The sequence below is a fragment of the Aeromonas sp. ZOR0002 genome (assembly GCF_963866995.1).
Lineage (GTDB): Bacteria > Pseudomonadota > Gammaproteobacteria > Enterobacterales > Aeromonadaceae > Aeromonas > Aeromonas caviae.
The window spans coordinates 1-15,379 of the sequence record NZ_CAWMFQ010000364.1; the positions used below are offsets into that span (position 1 = coordinate 1).

17 protein-coding genes and 1 pseudogene are annotated in these 15,379 nt (G+C 61.6%); 7 read left to right on the forward strand and 11 right to left on the reverse strand.

All coding sequences use genetic code 11. The features are described 5' to 3' along the window. The 6 genes and pseudogenes from AACR77_RS19375 to AACR77_RS19400 all read right to left on the reverse strand — a co-directional run. On the reverse strand, positions 1–410 hold a 410-nt coding region (locus AACR77_RS19375), incomplete at its 3' end, for a UbiA family prenyltransferase (protein ID WP_042881644.1). 8 nt (positions 411–418) lie between these two features. Continuing rightward, on the reverse strand, positions 419–748 hold the full coding sequence (locus AACR77_RS19380; RefSeq protein ID WP_042881645.1) for a cytochrome o ubiquinol oxidase subunit IV: 330 nt from the start codon (positions 746–748) through the stop codon (positions 419–421). Continuing rightward, positions 749–1,396, reverse strand: a pseudogene (locus AACR77_RS19385) (cytochrome o ubiquinol oxidase subunit III); the annotation flags it as partial. Beyond that, positions 1,365–3,341 carry a cytochrome o ubiquinol oxidase subunit I gene (gene cyoB, locus AACR77_RS19390; RefSeq protein WP_041211612.1) on the reverse strand — a complete coding sequence of 659 codons (1,977 nt, stop codon included), beginning with the start codon at positions 3,339–3,341 and terminating at the stop codon, positions 1,365–1,367. The gene cyoB and the pseudogene AACR77_RS19385, both read right to left, overlap by 32 nt. A 3-nt stretch (positions 3,342–3,344) precedes the next feature. Continuing rightward, complete coding sequence (gene cyoA / locus AACR77_RS19395) at positions 3,345–4,433, reverse strand: cytochrome o ubiquinol oxidase subunit II (RefSeq protein WP_080767819.1); 1,089 nt, start codon at positions 4,431–4,433, stop codon at positions 3,345–3,347. A gap of 513 nt (positions 4,434–4,946) precedes the next feature. After that, positions 4,947–5,390, reverse strand: coding sequence for a carboxymuconolactone decarboxylase family protein (locus tag AACR77_RS19400; RefSeq protein WP_010673680.1), 444 nt, complete (start codon positions 5,388–5,390; stop codon positions 4,947–4,949). Positions 5,391–5,509: 119 nt separating this feature from the next. On the opposite strand from AACR77_RS19400, the gene AACR77_RS19405 reads away from it, so the two are divergent. Next, complete coding sequence (locus AACR77_RS19405) at positions 5,510–6,418, forward strand: LysR family transcriptional regulator (protein WP_042881647.1); 909 nt, start codon at positions 5,510–5,512, stop codon at positions 6,416–6,418. Between the two features lie 90 nt (positions 6,419–6,508). Here AACR77_RS19405 and AACR77_RS19410 read toward each other — a convergent pair whose 3' ends face one another. The 3 genes from AACR77_RS19410 to AACR77_RS19420 form a co-directional block, all read right to left on the reverse strand. Continuing rightward, on the reverse strand, positions 6,509–6,838 hold the full coding sequence (locus AACR77_RS19410; protein ID WP_042881649.1) for a DUF3634 family protein: 330 nt from the start codon (positions 6,836–6,838) through the stop codon (positions 6,509–6,511). A gap of 95 nt (positions 6,839–6,933) precedes the next feature. Next, a complete protein-coding gene (locus AACR77_RS19415; protein ID WP_039039208.1) occupies positions 6,934–7,905 on the reverse strand; it encodes a nucleoside hydrolase in 972 nt (323 codons plus the stop codon). A 131-nt stretch (positions 7,906–8,036) separates the two neighbouring features. Further along, positions 8,037–8,336, reverse strand: coding sequence for a DUF3861 domain-containing protein (locus AACR77_RS19420; protein WP_042881651.1), 300 nt, complete (start codon positions 8,334–8,336; stop codon positions 8,037–8,039). A gap of 81 nt (positions 8,337–8,417) precedes the next feature. Between AACR77_RS19420 and AACR77_RS19425 the strand changes: the two genes are divergently transcribed. The 3 genes from AACR77_RS19425 to AACR77_RS19435 all read left to right on the forward strand — a co-directional run bounded on the left by AACR77_RS19425 (position 8,418) and on the right by AACR77_RS19435 (position 10,090). Beyond that, positions 8,418–8,840: a MarR family winged helix-turn-helix transcriptional regulator gene (locus AACR77_RS19425; protein WP_050498310.1), complete on the forward strand. Its 423-nt coding sequence runs from the start codon at positions 8,418–8,420 to the stop codon at positions 8,838–8,840. A gap of 129 nt (positions 8,841–8,969) precedes the next feature. Further along, positions 8,970–9,533, forward strand: a complete 564-nt coding sequence (locus AACR77_RS19430) for a HutD family protein (protein WP_041214820.1) — start codon at positions 8,970–8,972, stop codon at positions 9,531–9,533. Between the two features lie 101 nt (positions 9,534–9,634). Continuing rightward, on the forward strand, positions 9,635–10,090 hold the full coding sequence (locus AACR77_RS19435) for a PD-(D/E)XK nuclease superfamily protein (RefSeq protein ID WP_052130404.1): 456 nt from the start codon (positions 9,635–9,637) through the stop codon (positions 10,088–10,090). A gap of 67 nt (positions 10,091–10,157) precedes the next feature. On the opposite strand, the gene azu is transcribed toward AACR77_RS19435, so the two are convergent. Then, positions 10,158–10,598, reverse strand: a complete 441-nt coding sequence (azu, locus tag AACR77_RS19440) for an azurin (RefSeq protein WP_041213229.1) — start codon at positions 10,596–10,598, stop codon at positions 10,158–10,160. Between the two features lie 299 nt (positions 10,599–10,897). On the opposite strand from azu, the gene AACR77_RS19445 reads away from it, so the two are divergent. Continuing rightward, the gene (locus AACR77_RS19445) at positions 10,898–11,941 is read left to right on the forward strand and encodes an FAD:protein FMN transferase (protein ID WP_042881653.1); all 1,044 of its coding nucleotides are present in this window, start codon (positions 10,898–10,900) and stop codon (positions 11,939–11,941) included. A 41-nt stretch (positions 11,942–11,982) separates the two neighbouring features. Here AACR77_RS19445 and AACR77_RS19450 read toward each other — a convergent pair whose 3' ends face one another. Then, entirely contained in the window at positions 11,983–12,408 is a 426-nt protein-coding gene (locus tag AACR77_RS19450; RefSeq protein ID WP_039039212.1) for an Hsp20/alpha crystallin family protein, read from the reverse strand. A gap of 270 nt (positions 12,409–12,678) precedes the next feature. Here AACR77_RS19450 and AACR77_RS19455 point away from each other — a divergent pair, with 270 nt between their 5' ends. Together AACR77_RS19455 and AACR77_RS19460 are read left to right on the forward strand one after the other, a co-directional pair. Next, positions 12,679–14,325 carry a response regulator gene (locus AACR77_RS19455; protein ID WP_042881655.1) on the forward strand — a complete coding sequence of 549 codons (1,647 nt, stop codon included), beginning with the start codon at positions 12,679–12,681 and terminating at the stop codon, positions 14,323–14,325. A 60-nt stretch (positions 14,326–14,385) separates the two neighbouring features. Then, positions 14,386–15,348, forward strand: a complete 963-nt coding sequence (locus AACR77_RS19460) for an ion channel (RefSeq protein WP_029314056.1) — start codon at positions 14,386–14,388, stop codon at positions 15,346–15,348. Positions 15,349–15,379: the final 31 nt, after the last annotated feature.

A 15,379-nucleotide genomic window follows, 5' to 3' on the forward strand; every position in this document is an offset into this window, starting at 1 on the left:
AGGGTGCCATAGACCGAGTGGCGCTTCATGTAGAGGCTGTAGACCCCCACATAAACCAGGAAGCCCAGCACCGCCAGCAAGGCGGCCAACGGATTGGCCGCAAAGTAGAGCAGTGCAATGCCCGCAACGCCCAGCGCCGTCGCATACCAGAGGGAGACACCGGGGGCGATGAGCCCCCGCACCAGGGCGCGGTTCTTGGTGCGCTCCATGATGCAGTCGATGTCCCGGTCGATGTAGTTGTTGAACACGCAACCGGAGGCCACCACCAGTGACACCCCCACCATGGTCAGGATGAACAGGGGCACATCCAGGCTCCCCTTCGAGGCCAGCAGGAATCCCCCGATAACCGAGATGAGGTTGCCGAAGATGATGCCCGGCTTGGTCACTTGCAGGTATTGCTTCATCATCATCAACCCGCTCAGTGAACCATCATGTTGATGTTGAGGTTGTACATGATCCACAGGGAACCCGCCACGACTATGGCGATGATGAGCACGGTAAAGACCAGTGCCACCAGGTTCCAGCGCTCCTCGGAGGAGGTGTTCATGTGCAGGAAGTAGACCAGGTGTACGAAGATCTGCACCACCGCCATGGCCACCACGGTGCCGAGCACCACGGCGTGGGAGGCGGAGCCGTCCATCACCATCCAGAACGGCACGGCGGTCAGGATGAGTGACAGCACGAAGCCGATCATGTAGGACTTGACGCTGCCGTGGCTGGCGCCGTGATTGTCAACGGAATGACTCATTTACATGACCCCCATCAGATAGACCACGGTGAAGACGCAGATCCATACCACGTCGAGGAAGTGCCAGAACAGGCTCAGGCACATCAGGCGAGTGCGGTTGCGCTCGGTCAGCCCCTTCTTGGTGATCGACACCATCATCACGATGATCCAGACCAGGCCGCTGGTCACGTGGATTCCGTGGGTCCCCACCAGGGTGAAGAAGGCAGAGAGGAAGCCGCTGCGATCCGGGCCCGCCTCGTGCACGATCAGGTGATGGAACTCGTAGATTTCCATCGCGATGAAGCCGGCACCCAGCAGGAAGGTGACGAACAGCCAGGTGTTGACCGCCGCGACCTTGTTCTTGTTCATGGCCAGCATGCCGAACCCGAAGGTGATGGAGCTCAGCAGCAGCAGCATGGTTTCGGCGAACACGAACGGCAGTTCGAAGATGTCCTTGCCGGTGGGGCCGCCGGCAGTGCCGTTGACCAGGACTGCATAGGTCGCGAACAGGGTCGCGAACAGGATGCAGTCACTCATCAGGTAGATCCAGAAACCGAATACCTTGGTGGCACCGGCATCGTGGTGCCCATCCTCATGGGCACCGTGAGAGTGATGTAGTACGTCAGTCGCCATGGAATTAAGCCACCTTGTTGATGTTGTCGAAATGCTGACCTTCGATGCGCTCGATCTCGTCAACCTGTACGTAGTAGTCCACATCGTCGTTGAAGCTGTGGATGATCCAGGTGGCGATCATGCCGATGAAGCCGGCGATGGCCATCCACCAGATGTGCCAGATCATGGCAAAGCCGAACACCACGCTGAAGGCGGCGATGATGACACCGGCACCGGAGTTCTTCGGCATGTGGATGGGGGCATACTGGGCAGGCTTCTTGTAAGCGCTGCCGTCAGCCTTGGCTTCCCAGAAGGCGTCCAGACCGGTGACCTTCGGCTCGATGGCGAAGTTGTAGAACGGCGGCGGAGAGGACGTCGCCCACTCCAGGGTACGGCCACCCCAGGGATCGCCGGTCAGGTCGCGGTTCTTCTCGCGGTCGCGGATGCTGACCACGATCTGGATGACCTGGCACAGCACGCCCAGGGCAATCAGACCGGCGCCGCAGGCGGCGACCACCAGCCAGCCGTGGAACTCGGGATCGATGTTCTGGCTGACACGACGGGTCATGCCCATGAAACCCAGCACGTAGAGCGGCATGAAGGCCACGAAGAAGCCGGTGATCCAGCACCAGAAGGCACGCTTGCCCCAGACGTCATCCAGCTTGAAGCCGAATGCTTTCGGGAACCAGTAGGTGATACCGGCGAAGCAGCCGAACACCACGCCGCCGATGATGACGTTGTGGAAGTGGGCGATGAGGAACAGGCTGTTGTGCAGCACGAAGTTGGCGGCCGGCACGGAGAGCAGTACCCCGGTCATGCCACCCACGGTGAAGGTGATGATGAAGCCGACGGTCCACAGCATGGGCGAAGTGAACTCGATGCGACCGCGGTACATGGTGAACAGCCAGTTGAAGATCTTCACCCCGGTCGGGATGGAGATGATCATGGTGGTGATGCCGAAGAAGGCATTCACGTTAGCGCCGGACCCCATGGTGAAGAAGTGGTGCAGCCAGACGATGAACGACAGCACGGTGATCGCCACGGTTGCCCACACCAGGGAGGTGTAACCGAACAGCTTCTTCTTGCAGAAGGTCGCCACCACTTCGGAGAAGATCCCGAACACCGGCAGCACCAGGATGTACACCTCGGGGTGACCCCAGGCCCAGATCAGGTTGATGTACATCATCATGTTGCCACCCATGTCATTGGTAAAGAAATGGGTACCCAGGTAGCGGTCTGCGGTGAGCAGGGCGATGGTGACGGTCAGGATCGGGAAGGAGGCGATGATCAGGATGTTGGCACACAGGGCGGTCCAGGTGAAGACCGGCAGGCGCATCATGGTCATGCCAGGGGCACGCATGCGGATGATGGTGGCGAAGAAGTTCACGCCGGTCAGCAGGGTCCCCAGACCCGAAATCTGCAGACTCCATATCCAGTAATCGACCCCGACCCCGGGACTGAACTCCAGCCCCGACAAGGGCGGATAGGCCAGCCAGCCGGTCTGGGCGAATTCACCGACCCCGAGGGAGACGTTGATCAGCACCACGGCCGCGGCGGTGAACCAGAAGCTCAGGTTGTTCAGGAAGGGGAAGGCCACGTCACGGGCACCGATTTGCAGCGGCACCACGATGTTCATCAGACCGATCACCAGCGGCATGGCCACGAAGAAGATCATGATGACGCCGTGGGCGGTGAAAATCTGGTCGTAGTGATGGGCATTCAGGTAGCCTTCGCCACCCCCGGAGGCGATGACCTGCTGGCCACGCATCAGCACGGCGTCGGCAAAGCCACGCAGCAGCATGACCATGCCCAGAATGAGATACATGATACCGAGGCGTTTGTGGTCGACCGAGGTCAGCCACTCTTTCCACAGATATTGCCACTTGCCGTAGTAAGTGATGAGACCGGCGATGGCCAGGCCCCCCAGAATGATACCGGCTATCGTGACCATGATGATGGGTTCATGGTACGGAATAGCCTCGAGTGTCAATTTTCCAAACATCGATTATTCCTCGGATCCTGCTTTCACACTCTTGTCGGCCGACATGGCCATGTGTCCGGCATGGGCGTCATGGTTCATGGCCTGGTTCTCCATGGCGTCCTCTTGCGAGGCCTCATGGTTCATCCCTTCGTGGTCCATGGCACCCGCTTTCGGGGCGGCGTCATGGTTCATGGCCTCGTGGTTCATGCCCTCGTGATCCGCGGAGCCCGCAGCCGGGGTGGCGTGACCACCATGGGACATGCCGCCCATGAACTTGTTGATGATGTTGACGAACAGCTTGGGATCGGCGCTGGCGAAGTACTCCACCGGGTGGTTTTCGCTCTTCTTGGCCAGGGCATTGAACTCATCCATGGTGCTCAGGGCCTTGGAAGAGGCCTTCACCTTGGCTACCCAGGCGTCGAAACCGGCTTGATCCTGGGTCGCGATGGCCTTGAACTTCATGCCGGAGAAACCGGCACCGCTGTAACCGCCGGAGATGCCCTTGTACTCGCCCGCCTCGTTGGCAATCAGGTGCAGCTTGGTCTGCATGCCGGCCATGGCGTAGATCTGGCCGCCCAGTTGCGGGATGAAGAAGGAGTTCATCACGGTGTCGGAGGTCACCCGGAAGTTGACCGGGGTGTTGACCGGGAAGGCCAGCTCGTTGACCGACGCAATGCCCAGCTCCGGATAGACGAACAACCACTTCCAGTCCAGAGAAATGACATCCACCTGAACCGGTTTGACGTCCGATTCCAGCGGCTTGTAGGGGTCGAGGGAGTGGGAAGTTTTCCAGGTGATCACCGCCAGGATGACGATGATGATGACGGGTACAGTCCAGACGACTGCCTCAATCTTGTTGGAGTGGGCCCAGTCCGGCGCATAGGTGGCACTGGTGTTGGACGCCCGGTATTTGTAGGCGAACGCCACCGCCATGACAATCACGGGCACCACCACGATCAGCATCAAGCCGAGTGCGGTGAGTATCAGTGACTTCTGCTCCATACCGACCTGCCCCTTGGGGCTCATCAGTGCCATGTCGCAGCCACTCAGCAAGCTGGCGGTCGCGAGCAGCAGCAAAGCGCCCAAGCCCCTCTTCACATCAAAGAGTCTCATGCAATGTCCTCATCTTTTGAAGGCTTATTGGTATAAAAAAATGCAGCATTTTATTGCATCAGACCGGCATGTGAACAACATGAAAAATTAATCCCAAAAATGTTCAAAAGGTGATGGAAAGCGGCATCAGATGTTAATCCCTTGACAATGACCAATTTATTCAAGTTACACCGCGGCAATTCATCTTCCGTTAATCTCTCGCGCCACCAAAAGTGACCACCAATTAACCAAAAAGATCCATATGGTCTGTTTTTAACCCGCCATTGCGATCAAAAAAGAGCCATACAGCCCCTTTTCGACTCACAGGTCATTTTTCCACACCTTGATCTGGATGGGTATTTTTCGGGGAAGATAAAAAAAATAATTAATCAAACGAATGTATGATTAACTTCCCACCCCCCGACAACGGTCGCAACCCCTGGCACCAGAGGGCACACTTCGTAACAAAACGGGCCCTTGTGCGGGCCCGTTGATAATCGTTTTCTCTCCCTCCCTCGGAGTCGGAGTCAGGAGTCAGGAGTGATCGTGTTCCATCCGGGTCGCCACGGCGATCCGGTTCCAGGCGTTGATGGTGACCACCTGCACCAGACACTGGGCCAGCAGGGTTTCCCCCAGTTGGGCCAGCGCCGCCTCATAGGTCTGCGTCGTGAGCCCCTTGTCGGCGATCAGGGTCACCTCGTCGGTCAGGGCCAGCACCGCCCGCTCCCGGGCGTCGAACAGCGGCGACTCCTGCCAGGCGGCCAGCGCCAGCAGACGCTGGGCACTCTCCCCGTGCTTCATCGCCACGTCGGCGTGCATCTCGATGCAATAGGCGCAGCCGTTGATCATGGAGGCGCGCAGCTTGATGAGCTCCTTGAGCGACAGGGGAATGTCGGTGCCCCCGAGGTAGGACTCGAGGCCCATCATGGCCGAGACGGCGGCGGGCACCTGGTTGGCGAGCTGGATACGGTGTGACATGGCAAGACTCCTGTGATGGACCCCGGATGGGGCGGTGAGCTGATTGTTCACTTTTTCATTGTTGATTAGAATATCGTCATAACCTGCAACAGTTTTGCGTTTATCGCAAAGGTGAATCCATGCTGGATCGCATCCGCATCCTGGCCCAGGTGGTGGAATCGGGCAGTTTCTCCCGTGCCGCCCGCGCCCTCAACCAGGCCCCCTCCTCCGTGACCCGTGCCATCGACGCCCTGGAGCAGCAGCTCGGGATCCCGCTCTTCAAGCGCAGCACCCGCCAACTGGTGCTGACCGAGCAGGGCGCCTATTTTCTCGCCCGCTCCCTGCCCCTGCTGGAGGAGGCGGATCAGCTGGTGCAATCCCTGCAACCCCTCTCGGTGGCGCCAGAGGGGCCGCTGCGGGTCTCGGTGTTCGAGAGCTTCGGCGCATCCTGGCTTTCTCCCCGCCTGCCCGACTTCCTCGCCCGCTACCCCGGGGTGCGCCTGGAGGTTGCGCTGGACAACCGCATGGTGGATCTCGATGCCGAGAACGTGGACGTGGCGGTGCGCATCGGCAAGCCCGCCGACAGCAGCCTGCACACTCGTCATCTGCTCACCAACCGCTCGCTGCTGGTCGCCTCCCCCACCTATCTGGCCCGCCATGGCGAACCCGCCCATCCCGCCGAGCTGGCCCACCACAACTGCCTCATTCGCGGCCATGGGCGCAAACGCCAGCACTGGTATTTCCAGCAGGGCACGGAGCGCGAGAAGGTGGCGGTGCAGGGCAACCTTGCCTCGGTCGGGGGCACGCCCCTGCTCTGCGCCGCTCTCGCGGGGTGCGGCGTGCTGCTGCTGTCGAGTTGGATGGTGCAGCAAAGCATCGACGAGGGCACCCTGCTGCCGCTGCTGCCAGAGTGGCTCGCCTCCCCCTACGAGGATCGCCAGGACGAGATCCACGCAGTGTTTCGTGGCGGCCGCTTCCTCAAACCCCAGACCCGCGCCTTCATCGACTTTCTGGTCGAGGCGATCAGGCCCTTGCAAGGGCCGCGCTGACCGCAACAGGGCCTCCTGGCGAAACGCTGAAAACGCAGACGCCGGGCACAGGGCCCGGCGTCTGGAAATGAGGGTCGCCACGGCGACCGCTCAGCGTGATTTTCGCCCGTCAGGGCTCGGGGAGAGCCCCCGGTAATCCCCGTAGGGGAAGATGTTGCGCAGGCGCTGGGCCACGGGCTCGGGGATGGAGCGGGAGAAGACCAGCCTCACCCCGTTGCCGTCCCGCAGGCCCAGGATGCGCCCGCGCACCGCCTCATGGTGCAGGATCTGGGTCGCCTGGGTCACAAAGCGCGGCGGCACCGAGCCCCGCTTCACCACCACCTTGCCCGGCGCGAGCCGGACCTCGAACAGGGCACCGCGCCCCAGCGTCATCAACCACCCGATCAGGGCTATCGCCACCAACAGAGACAACCAGGCCATTGCGTCTTCCTCCCGTCAACCCGATGTTCGCCAGTATAACCGGGGGCGCCTCATCATGACCCGGCCGCCATCACGCTTTCACTCACTGCCGGGCCTTATCGGCGCCCCTTGCCCCAGGCCACCAGGGTATCCCGATAGAGGGCGAGCAGGGCCTGATCCCGCACCGCGACCCCGACCTGCTGGGCCGGGCAGTGGGCCCACTCGTCATGGGGATGGCGGGTGTCGTCAAACTTTTGCAGGGTATGGCCGATGGCGGGCCCCTCGGTGATGACCCGCACCGGCCCCTTGCGCAGGGTGAACAGCGCAGGATCGATCACATAGGCGATGGCGGAGGGATCGTGCACATGGCACCCCGCCATGCCGATGCGCTCGGAATAGAAGCGCAGGTAGAAGCGGCTGACATCCCACAGGAAGCGGCCCGGCTCCCCCGCATCGTCCCGCAGGGCATCCAGATAGTCGGCGGTGAAGATGCTCTGCTGGGTGACGTCGAGCCCGATGATCACCAGGGGCCAGGGGGCGGTGAAGACCCGGTCCGCCGCATCGGGATCGTCGTGGATATTGGCCTCGGCATAGGGGGTCACGTTGCCGCGATGGCCGTTGACGCCAAAGGCGCCGCCCATCACGACCACTTCTTTCACCAGGGCGGCTACCTCGGGGGCCGCCTCGAGCGCCAGCGCCAGGTTGGTGAGGGGCCCGATGGTCACCAGGGTGATCTCGCCGGGATGGGCCTTCACCGTCTCGACGATGTATTGCCAGGCCGGGCGGGGATCCGGGATGAGGGTCACCTCCCCCGCCTGGACGTCGCCAAACCCGCTCGGGCCGTGCACCACCGTCGTCGGGCCCACGGGCTCGCGCAGCAGCGGCGCGGCGGCGCCCCGGGCCACGTCCGCCTTCATGCCATATTTTTGCTTGAGCCAGAGGGCGTTGCGGGTGCCGTTTTCGATGGTGGCATTGCCAAACACAGTGGTGATGGCGAGCAATTCGATGGCAGGGTGCGCCTCGGCAAACAGAATGGCCATGGCATCGTCGATGCCGGGATCGGTATCCAGAATGATCTTGTGGGTCATGGGTCCTCCGTGAAACGAGCTGCCAGTGTAGCGGGCCGTCGCCGCTTTGACAGCACCGGGATCACAACCTCGGGGTTTCCTTTGCATCAGGCATGCTGGCGGGACCACTCGCCCTTTGGGTCAGGGCAGGGTCACTCGGAAGGGGCGACCACGGCCTCCTCTCCCCTGGCGGTGCGTTTCAGTTGCCCCATGAATTGCTTGAAATGGGGGAGAAACCCCTTGAACAGCTCCTCTTTGCGATGCTGCATCATGACTTCACCAAACAGCTTCAACCCGACGATAAACGCCTGATGTTCCTGCTCCGACATGGCCAGCTTCCCCTTGCTGAGCGCCAGGATGGCAAAGATGTCGTCGTGATTCTGGCAGTCGAACTGCAACGGGGGCACCTCGCGGTCCAGCGACTGGACCTGTACACGATAGGTGTGTGGCATCTTTCATCTCCTCTCGGGCTGGGCTTTTGCCCACATGGTTGATAAAATCAATTAAACCCTTTTAAGTTGACTTTATCAACCATGAAGTTATCAAACCGCCTCTTCCGGATCCTCGATCAGTACAAAATCGCCATGACGCAGCATTTCCGGGCACAGCAGATCGCCCTTAGCCCCCTCCATTACAAGGTGCTGCAACTGATCCATGCGCTGGATCCCGCCACGCCGCAGCTCATCGCGCAGCGGTCGGGCCGCGACAAGGCGCAGGTGACGCGCCTGCTGCAGGAGATGGAGAAACAGGGGCTCATCGAGAAGCGGCCCCATCCCACTGACAGACGCAGCATCTGTCTGGCCTTGACCCCGCTGGCCTGCGAGCGGGTCAACCAGGGGGAGCAGGAGGCCGCACGGCTCGACGAACGGCTGTGTTCCCTGCTGACGCCGGCGGAGATAGCGCAGTTGCAGCAACTGCTGGACAAGATAGAAAAAGGGCTTGAGTCGACCGATTAGGGTCAGCGTCAGGGGGTCCGCTGCCTGATTTGTGGCCAACCAGCGCGGCCTGCGCTGGCGGCGCCTTGTGAGCCACTCCCGGAGATGGTATCACTGGCCCCACTCTCCCCTTCCCGCCGAGGCGCCATCGTGATCACCCTGATTAAAGAGTCCGACCAGTTGAAAATGCCCTGGAAGAACAGGCAGGGCACCACGGCCCAGATCCTGATCTCCCCCCCTGGTTCGACCCTGGACAAGCTCGACTTTGACTACCGGCTGAGCTCGGCCCCCATCAAGGAAGCGGGGAGTTTCTCCCGCTTTCCCGGCTACCAGCGCATCCTGCTGCCCGTCAGCGGTGCCGGTTTCGTGCTCAACGGCCACCCCTACGCCACCTTCGAGGCGGCCCACTTCAGCGGGGATGACGAGACCCGCTGCGAGCTGCTGAAAAAAGAGGTGACGGATCTCGGGCTCATCTACCACCCGGCGCGCATCAGCGCCAACGTGCGGGTGCTGAACCTGCCCTTCCCCCTCAGCCTTACCCTGGAGGCGGACAAGTGCTACCTCTGCCACCTGCTGGAGGGCCAGCTCACCGTGCAGGGGCAACAGGTCGCACCGGGCGAGACCCTGGTGGTGCAAGGGGAGGAGAGCATCCGCTTCGAGTGCGGCAAGAAAACCACCCTCGCCTTCTTTACCCTGCAAGCAAACGTACAATAACCGCAGCCCATTTATGACTAGGCCAAAAAATCATCTGAAGATTGATATTTGGCCTCATGGGAGTAGTATGGGTCTCTCTGGTTTATGTGATGAGAGATCCTATGCAATACACATTGGACGGATTTGAAGCACCACCTGAGCTCAGTACTGAAGAAGAAAAAAGTAATCAACAGTTGCAGACAAAAATAAGGGGCATCTTAGAGGAATTTAAATATGCAGAAGGAAATAACCTTGCTATTCCCAAGACGTTCAAGACTAGAGTCCCCTACGAAGATCTGTATGGATTGAAAGCCTTTAGTGCTTTTGTCATTAACCATCCACTCGATGGCTTGACTAGAGTGGAACCTCACCAACAACAGGTTTCAGGCTCAGTTGACCGTAAGTTTCCTTTCTTTTTACAAAGTGCCCATAAAGCACCAGAACCTAATGTCATTATCTTGATTGAAGGCCAAGGGCACAAAAAAGCAGCATTCGAATGGTTGAAGTCTGAAGCAACGAAGTGCGCAGAAAAGAATATCAAATGCTATGACCTGGCGGAGTTTACCCTCTGGCTATAAGGGTCAAAACAAAAAGCCGGGCCCCTCCCGGCTTTTGTTTGTGCTGGCGGCGACACGCCCCTTGGCACTACCCCACCTTGAAGCTGCCCTTCATCAGGGCGAAGTGGCCCGGGAAGGAGCAGAAGAAGGTGAGATCCTTGCCCGCCAGGCCGTCGGTCTTGAAGGTGACGCTGGTGCTCTCGCCGCCCCCCACCAGCTTGGTGTGGGCCAGGATCCTGGGGTCATCCTTGGGCAGGTAGTCGTGATCGACCCCGGCGCTCATGCCGGCGGTGGCGATGGCCTGATAGTCGGCGGTGTTGGCCAGCACCCAGTTGTGGCCCATGTTGGCCACCGGCAGCTTGCCCGTGTGATTGAGGGTCACCGTCACCTCCTTGCAGGTGGCCGGCACGCTCATCGCGGTCTGGTTGTACTGCATGGCGTCATTGCCTTCGATCACCAGTGCGCACTCGTCGGCCAGGACCGGGGTGGCGAGGGAGCCAAGAAGCAGCAGGGTTAACACCTTTTTCATCATTTTCTCCTTTGATTGACGAAGGATGACAGCACAGGCATCTCGCCCCCGTGGGCGCGACCCGCAAAGATGCTGTCAGGATCGATCTTCATTGTATTCAAATGTCGCCGAAGGACGACCGCTTTTGGGCCAGCCTGAGGGCCCGGTCACTTCTTTTCTCCCGACCCCGGGCCCAAAGCGGGTTGATCACATCCCCGTCTGGCTTAATTATTTGCGGCCTTCCCGCCCACGGCCACTCGCCAACACCGCAGCCGTTGGCTAAGCTGCTCCCCCGTCGATGACTCCCGCGAGAATGAGAGATGAAGTTCCCCTTTGCGCCTGCGCTGGCGCGCACCCTGCTGCTCTCCCTGATCCTGCTGCTTGGCGCCTGCCAGCCGGCCCCGACCCAGACCCGCATCCAGGGCAATACCATGGGCACCTATTATGCGGTGACCCTGAGCGACCCCTTCCCCGGCGGACAGGGGGCACTGCATCAGGAGGTGGAAGCGCTGCTGGCACGCCTGAACAAGGAGATCTCCACCTATGATCCGGGCTCCCTCATCTCCCGCTTCAATCAGGGAACGGGGCAACCCCCCCAGGTCATCCCGGCCACCATGGCGAAGATTGTGCAACAGGGCATTGACGCCGGGCACCTCACCCGGGGGGTTCTCGATGTCACCGTGGGCCCCCTGGTCAATCTGTGGGGATTCGGGCCGGACAAGCGCCCGGTCAGGCGGCCCGGCGCAGAGCAGATCGCCAAGGCGCGGGAGCGGGTCGGCATCGACAAGCTCACCCTGACCCCCGAGGGGGATCACTTCCTGCTCGGCAAGGCCATCCCAGATCTCTATCTGGATCTCTCCACCCTGGGCGAGGGGGCGGCCTCCGACGAGATAGCCGGGCTGCTGGAGCAAAAAGGGGTCCACAACTACCTCATCGAGGTGGCGGGGGCGGTGCGCAGCAAGGGGCACAACGACAAGGGCAATCCCTGGCGGGTGGCCATCGTCGAGCCCTCGGACAGACCGGGCGCCATCGAGGACGTGGTGACCCCGAACGGCATGGCGGTGAGCACCGCCGGCAGCTATCGCAACTATTACGAGCTCGACGGCAAGCGCTACTCCCACATCATCGATCCTGCCACCGGCGAGCCCGTGACCCACAAGCTGGTCTCCGCCACCGTCATCACCCCCACGGCCCTGGAGGCCGATGCCCTCGACACCGCCCTCATGGTGATGGGTCCCGAGCGGGCGATGGCCTTTGCCAGGGAGCACAAGCTGGCGGTCTATCTCATCGAGAAGACCGCCACGGGCTTTGCCGCCAGCCACACCCCCGAGTTTGCCCCCTATCTGGTGCGCAAGCAGCCCTGAATGACGAGGCCCCGCAGTGCGGGGCCTCGTTCACTGACCGCCTATTCGATGGGGATGCGGTGGGGCGCGGGGCTGGCCGCCTGCTTGGGCAGGCGCAGGGTGAGGATGCCGTTGTCAAAGCGGGCGCTCACCTGCTCTGGCGACACCTCCACCGGCAGCTCGACGCTGCGCGACACGCTGCCATAGTAGCGCTCGCTGCGCAGGGCCCGTTCATCCTTGTTCTGGCTGTCAAACTGGCGGATCTCCGCCTTCAGGGTCACCAGCTTGCCGTGCACGTCCACGTGGATGTCCTCCTTCGCCACTCCGGGCAATTCCGCCTGCAGCAGGTAGTCATCCCCGCTCTCCCGCAGATCCAGCTTGATCTGGCTGGGCAACGGGTCCCCGTGCAGGGGGCGGATGTAGAAGCCGGAGGCCATGTCGTGGAACAGATCATCAAACAGGCTGGTGCGACTTGGTAGCAAACTCATCTGATCCCTCCTTGTGAGCGGGCAAGGGAGCAGACGGGCACCCTGCCCTCTGCCGCCTCCCGCATGCTGACGCTCTTCAAGTCTAAAAACCGGGACGTCGCCTGCCAGTGCCAACTCGCCTTCCCTTGACCGGGATCAAAGGCAAGACACCCTTTTTTTCACCCAAGGTCTGCGGGAAAAACCGGGGGGCCTCCCCATGTGCAATTGCCTGCCTGCGGACTTTGGTGGCACACTTCTCCCACCAGCCCGTAGCGCCTTGATGCCAGACAGATGCAGACACCGGACTCCGTACCCGAGAAGAAACCCCAGCCCAAGCCCAAGCGCATCCTGCTGGTCAACGAACAGCGTTCCTTCCAGATGATGATGAAGGCGATGCTGATCAACATCGGCATCAACCGCATCACCTACACCAACTCCGCCGACGAGGCGCGCCGCCGCTGCCAGAAAGAGAGCTTCGACATCTATCTGCTCGACTATGAGCTGGGGGCGGGCGAGAACGGCCGCCAGTTGCTGGAAAGCCTGCGGGATCAGCAACTCATTCCGCCCCAGAGCGTGGTGATCATGGTCAGCAGCGACGGCTCCCGCGCCATGGTGCTGAGCGCGCTGGAAGCCGAGCCCGACGAATACCTGATGAAGCCCTTCTCCCAGGAGCAGTTCTCGTTTCGTCTCAAACGCGCCCTCGCCCGGCGCCAGGCGCTGGAGAGCGTCTTCAGCGCCCTCACCCGGGACGATCTGCCCGCCCTGGTGGAGGCCTGTGCCAAACAGGCGGACGCGGTGCCCCGCTTTGCCAACTTCTGCCGCTGCCTGCAGGCCGATACCCAGCTCAAGCTGGGCCAGGCCAAGGAGGCCCGCAGCCTGATGCGCCAGCTGCTGGCGGGGCAGGAGAACAGCTGGGCTCGCCTCACCCTGGGCAAGGCGTGCCATACCCTGGGTCTGCACGAGGAGGCGGTGAGCCACCTGCAAGCCACCCTGAAACACACCCCCCTGATGGTGGAGGCCTACCTCTGGCTCGCGGAGTCCCTGCTGGCGCTGGGCAATGACGAACAGGCCCAGCAGGAGCTGCGCCGGGCGGTGGACATCTCTCCCCAATCGGTGCAGCTCTCCCGCCGTCTGGCGGAGGTGTGCCTGCAACGGCACGACTACGCCCAGGCCAAGGACGTGCTGCTCGCCCTCATCGACTTGTCGCGCAACTCGATCCACCGCACGCCGCATTATCTCGGGGCCTATATCCAGACCCTTACCCTCTACGCCCTCAACAGCAACGACGGCTACCACATCGCCAACCTGCAAAAGCAGGTGAACTCCGCCCTGTCGCGCATCCGCGACTCCCTGATGATGTCGGAGTTCAACTACCCGGTGTTCGAGCAGATCTGCCAGGCCCGGGTGCGCATCGCCCTGGGAGAGCTGCTCAAGGGCAAGAAGATGCTCTATCGCGCCAACCAGAACTGGCTGGACGAGCCCGCCACCATGCCTCCGGCCCTCCTTGGCGAGACCATACTCGCCCTCTATCAGCTCGGGGAATTCGAGTACGCCGAGAGCCTGCAATCCCTGCTGGCGGAGGATGAGGATCGGCTGCTCACCACCTGCATCCAGGTGACCCGGGATGACAAGACGGTGCAGGAGCGGCGCCAGCGCTATCAGCAGCTCAACGATCTGGGCATCAAGGCCTATCAGGCCGGGGAGCTGGAGCAGGCCCTCGGCCACTTTCGCGAGGCCCTGCGCCGGGCGCCCGCCAATACCGGCGCCGCCCTCAACAAGATCCAGGTGCTGCTGCAACTCATGCAGAAGAACCGCAAGAGCCCGGAGTTTGGCGCCGAGTGCAAGGAGACCCTGGAGGTGCTGGAGGGCATCCCCCTCAACCCCGCCCAGCAGGAACGTTTTTGCAAGCTGCGCCAGGAATATCATCAGCACAGCTGATATCCCCCCTCCTCCCCTCACCTATGCTGATACTGACTCAGGGAAGGGAGGGGCAACACCATGGCAATGTGCCGATACCTGGTGGCCGATGGCCGCCACTGCACCGAAGAGGCAGGGGATCATGATCTCTGCCGCTGGCACGACCCCGCTGCGGCCCACAACACCCCTGATACCGCCGAGGCGCTGGAGCGCTATGTGCGCCAGGGAGGCCTGTGCCACGGCCTGCAACTGGCCCGCGCCGAGCTGGCGGATCTCAACCTGGTGAACAGGCAGGGTCCGGAGGGATTCTTGCTGGAGCAGTGCAACCTCTATCGCGCCAACCTGCGGGGGGCCCATCTCTACGGCATTCGCATCAAGGGTGGCAGCCTGATGAAGGCCGATCTGAGCGAAGCGAACCTCCACTGCGCCACCCTCGACGACGTCAACCTGCTCGGCATCCGCTGGAAGAACACCCGCCTCGACAACCTGGAGACGGGCAAGCGGCTGATGCAGGACAGAAAGGGGCGCCGCGAGCGGGACCCGGCACAGGCCCGCGTCTGGTTCAAGGAGGCGGAGGAGACCTACCGGGATCTGCGCAAGGCCTCGGAGGCCCAGGGCATCTTCACCATGTCCGGTCGCTACATCCAGCAGGAGCTCACCATGCGCCGCCTGCAGATGCCGTTCTGGTCCTACCGCCGCTTCGCCTCCTGGATAGTGGATCTCTTCTGCGGCTACGGCGAGGCCCCGATGCGGGTGGTGCTCTTCTCCCTGCTGCTCATCGTCATCTGCAGCATTTTTTACTTCTTCTGCGGCCTCAACTTCGCGGGCACCCACCTCATCTATCGCCCGGACGCCCCCTTGGAGCAGAACGCCATCTTCCTGATGGAGTGCCTCTACTACAGCGTGGTGACCTTCACCACGCTGGGGTATGGGGACTTCACCCCGGTGGGGTTGTCGCGGATCTTCGCCGCCTTCGAAGCCTTTACCGGCAGCTTCACGCTGGCACTGTTCGTGGTGGTGTTTGTCAAGAAGATGACCCGCTAGAAACCTGTCCACGATCTTGCTGGGAAGCCGC

Excerpts from the sequence above, each read along its gene's own strand:
- AACR77_RS19410 (WP_042881649.1), bottom strand. The coding sequence starts at position 6,838 with ATGGCCTGGTTGTCTCTGTTGGTGGCGATAGCCCTGATCGGGTGGTTG.
- AACR77_RS19400 (WP_010673680.1), bottom strand. The coding sequence starts at position 5,390 with ATGTCACACCGTATCCAGCTCGCCAACCAGGTGCCCGCCGCCGTCTCG.
- AACR77_RS19460 (WP_029314056.1), top strand. The coding sequence starts at position 14,386 with ATGGCAATGTGCCGATACCTGGTGGCCGATGGCCGCCACTGCACCGAA.
- AACR77_RS19415 (WP_039039208.1), bottom strand. The coding sequence starts at position 7,905 with ATGACCCACAAGATCATTCTGGATACCGATCCCGGCATCGACGATGCC.
- azu (WP_041213229.1), bottom strand. The coding sequence starts at position 10,598 with ATGAAAAAGGTGTTAACCCTGCTGCTTCTTGGCTCCCTCGCCACCCCG.
- cyoB (WP_041211612.1), bottom strand. The coding sequence starts at position 3,341 with ATGTTTGGAAAATTGACACTCGAGGCTATTCCGTACCATGAACCCATC.
- AACR77_RS19420 (WP_042881651.1), bottom strand. The coding sequence starts at position 8,336 with ATGCCACACACCTATCGTGTACAGGTCCAGTCGCTGGACCGCGAGGTG.
- cyoA (WP_080767819.1), bottom strand. The coding sequence starts at position 4,433 with ATGAGACTCTTTGATGTGAAGAGGGGCTTGGGCGCTTTGCTGCTGCTC.
- AACR77_RS19435 (WP_052130404.1), top strand. The coding sequence starts at position 9,635 with ATGCAATACACATTGGACGGATTTGAAGCACCACCTGAGCTCAGTACT.
- AACR77_RS19455 (WP_042881655.1), top strand. The coding sequence starts at position 12,679 with ATGCAGACACCGGACTCCGTACCCGAGAAGAAACCCCAGCCCAAGCCC.
- AACR77_RS19450 (WP_039039212.1), bottom strand. The coding sequence starts at position 12,408 with ATGAGTTTGCTACCAAGTCGCACCAGCCTGTTTGATGATCTGTTCCAC.
- AACR77_RS19405 (WP_042881647.1), top strand. The coding sequence starts at position 5,510 with ATGCTGGATCGCATCCGCATCCTGGCCCAGGTGGTGGAATCGGGCAGT.
- AACR77_RS19425 (WP_050498310.1), top strand. The coding sequence starts at position 8,418 with ATGAAGTTATCAAACCGCCTCTTCCGGATCCTCGATCAGTACAAAATC.
- AACR77_RS19445 (WP_042881653.1), top strand. The coding sequence starts at position 10,898 with ATGAAGTTCCCCTTTGCGCCTGCGCTGGCGCGCACCCTGCTGCTCTCC.
- AACR77_RS19380 (WP_042881645.1), bottom strand. The coding sequence starts at position 748 with ATGAGTCATTCCGTTGACAATCACGGCGCCAGCCACGGCAGCGTCAAG.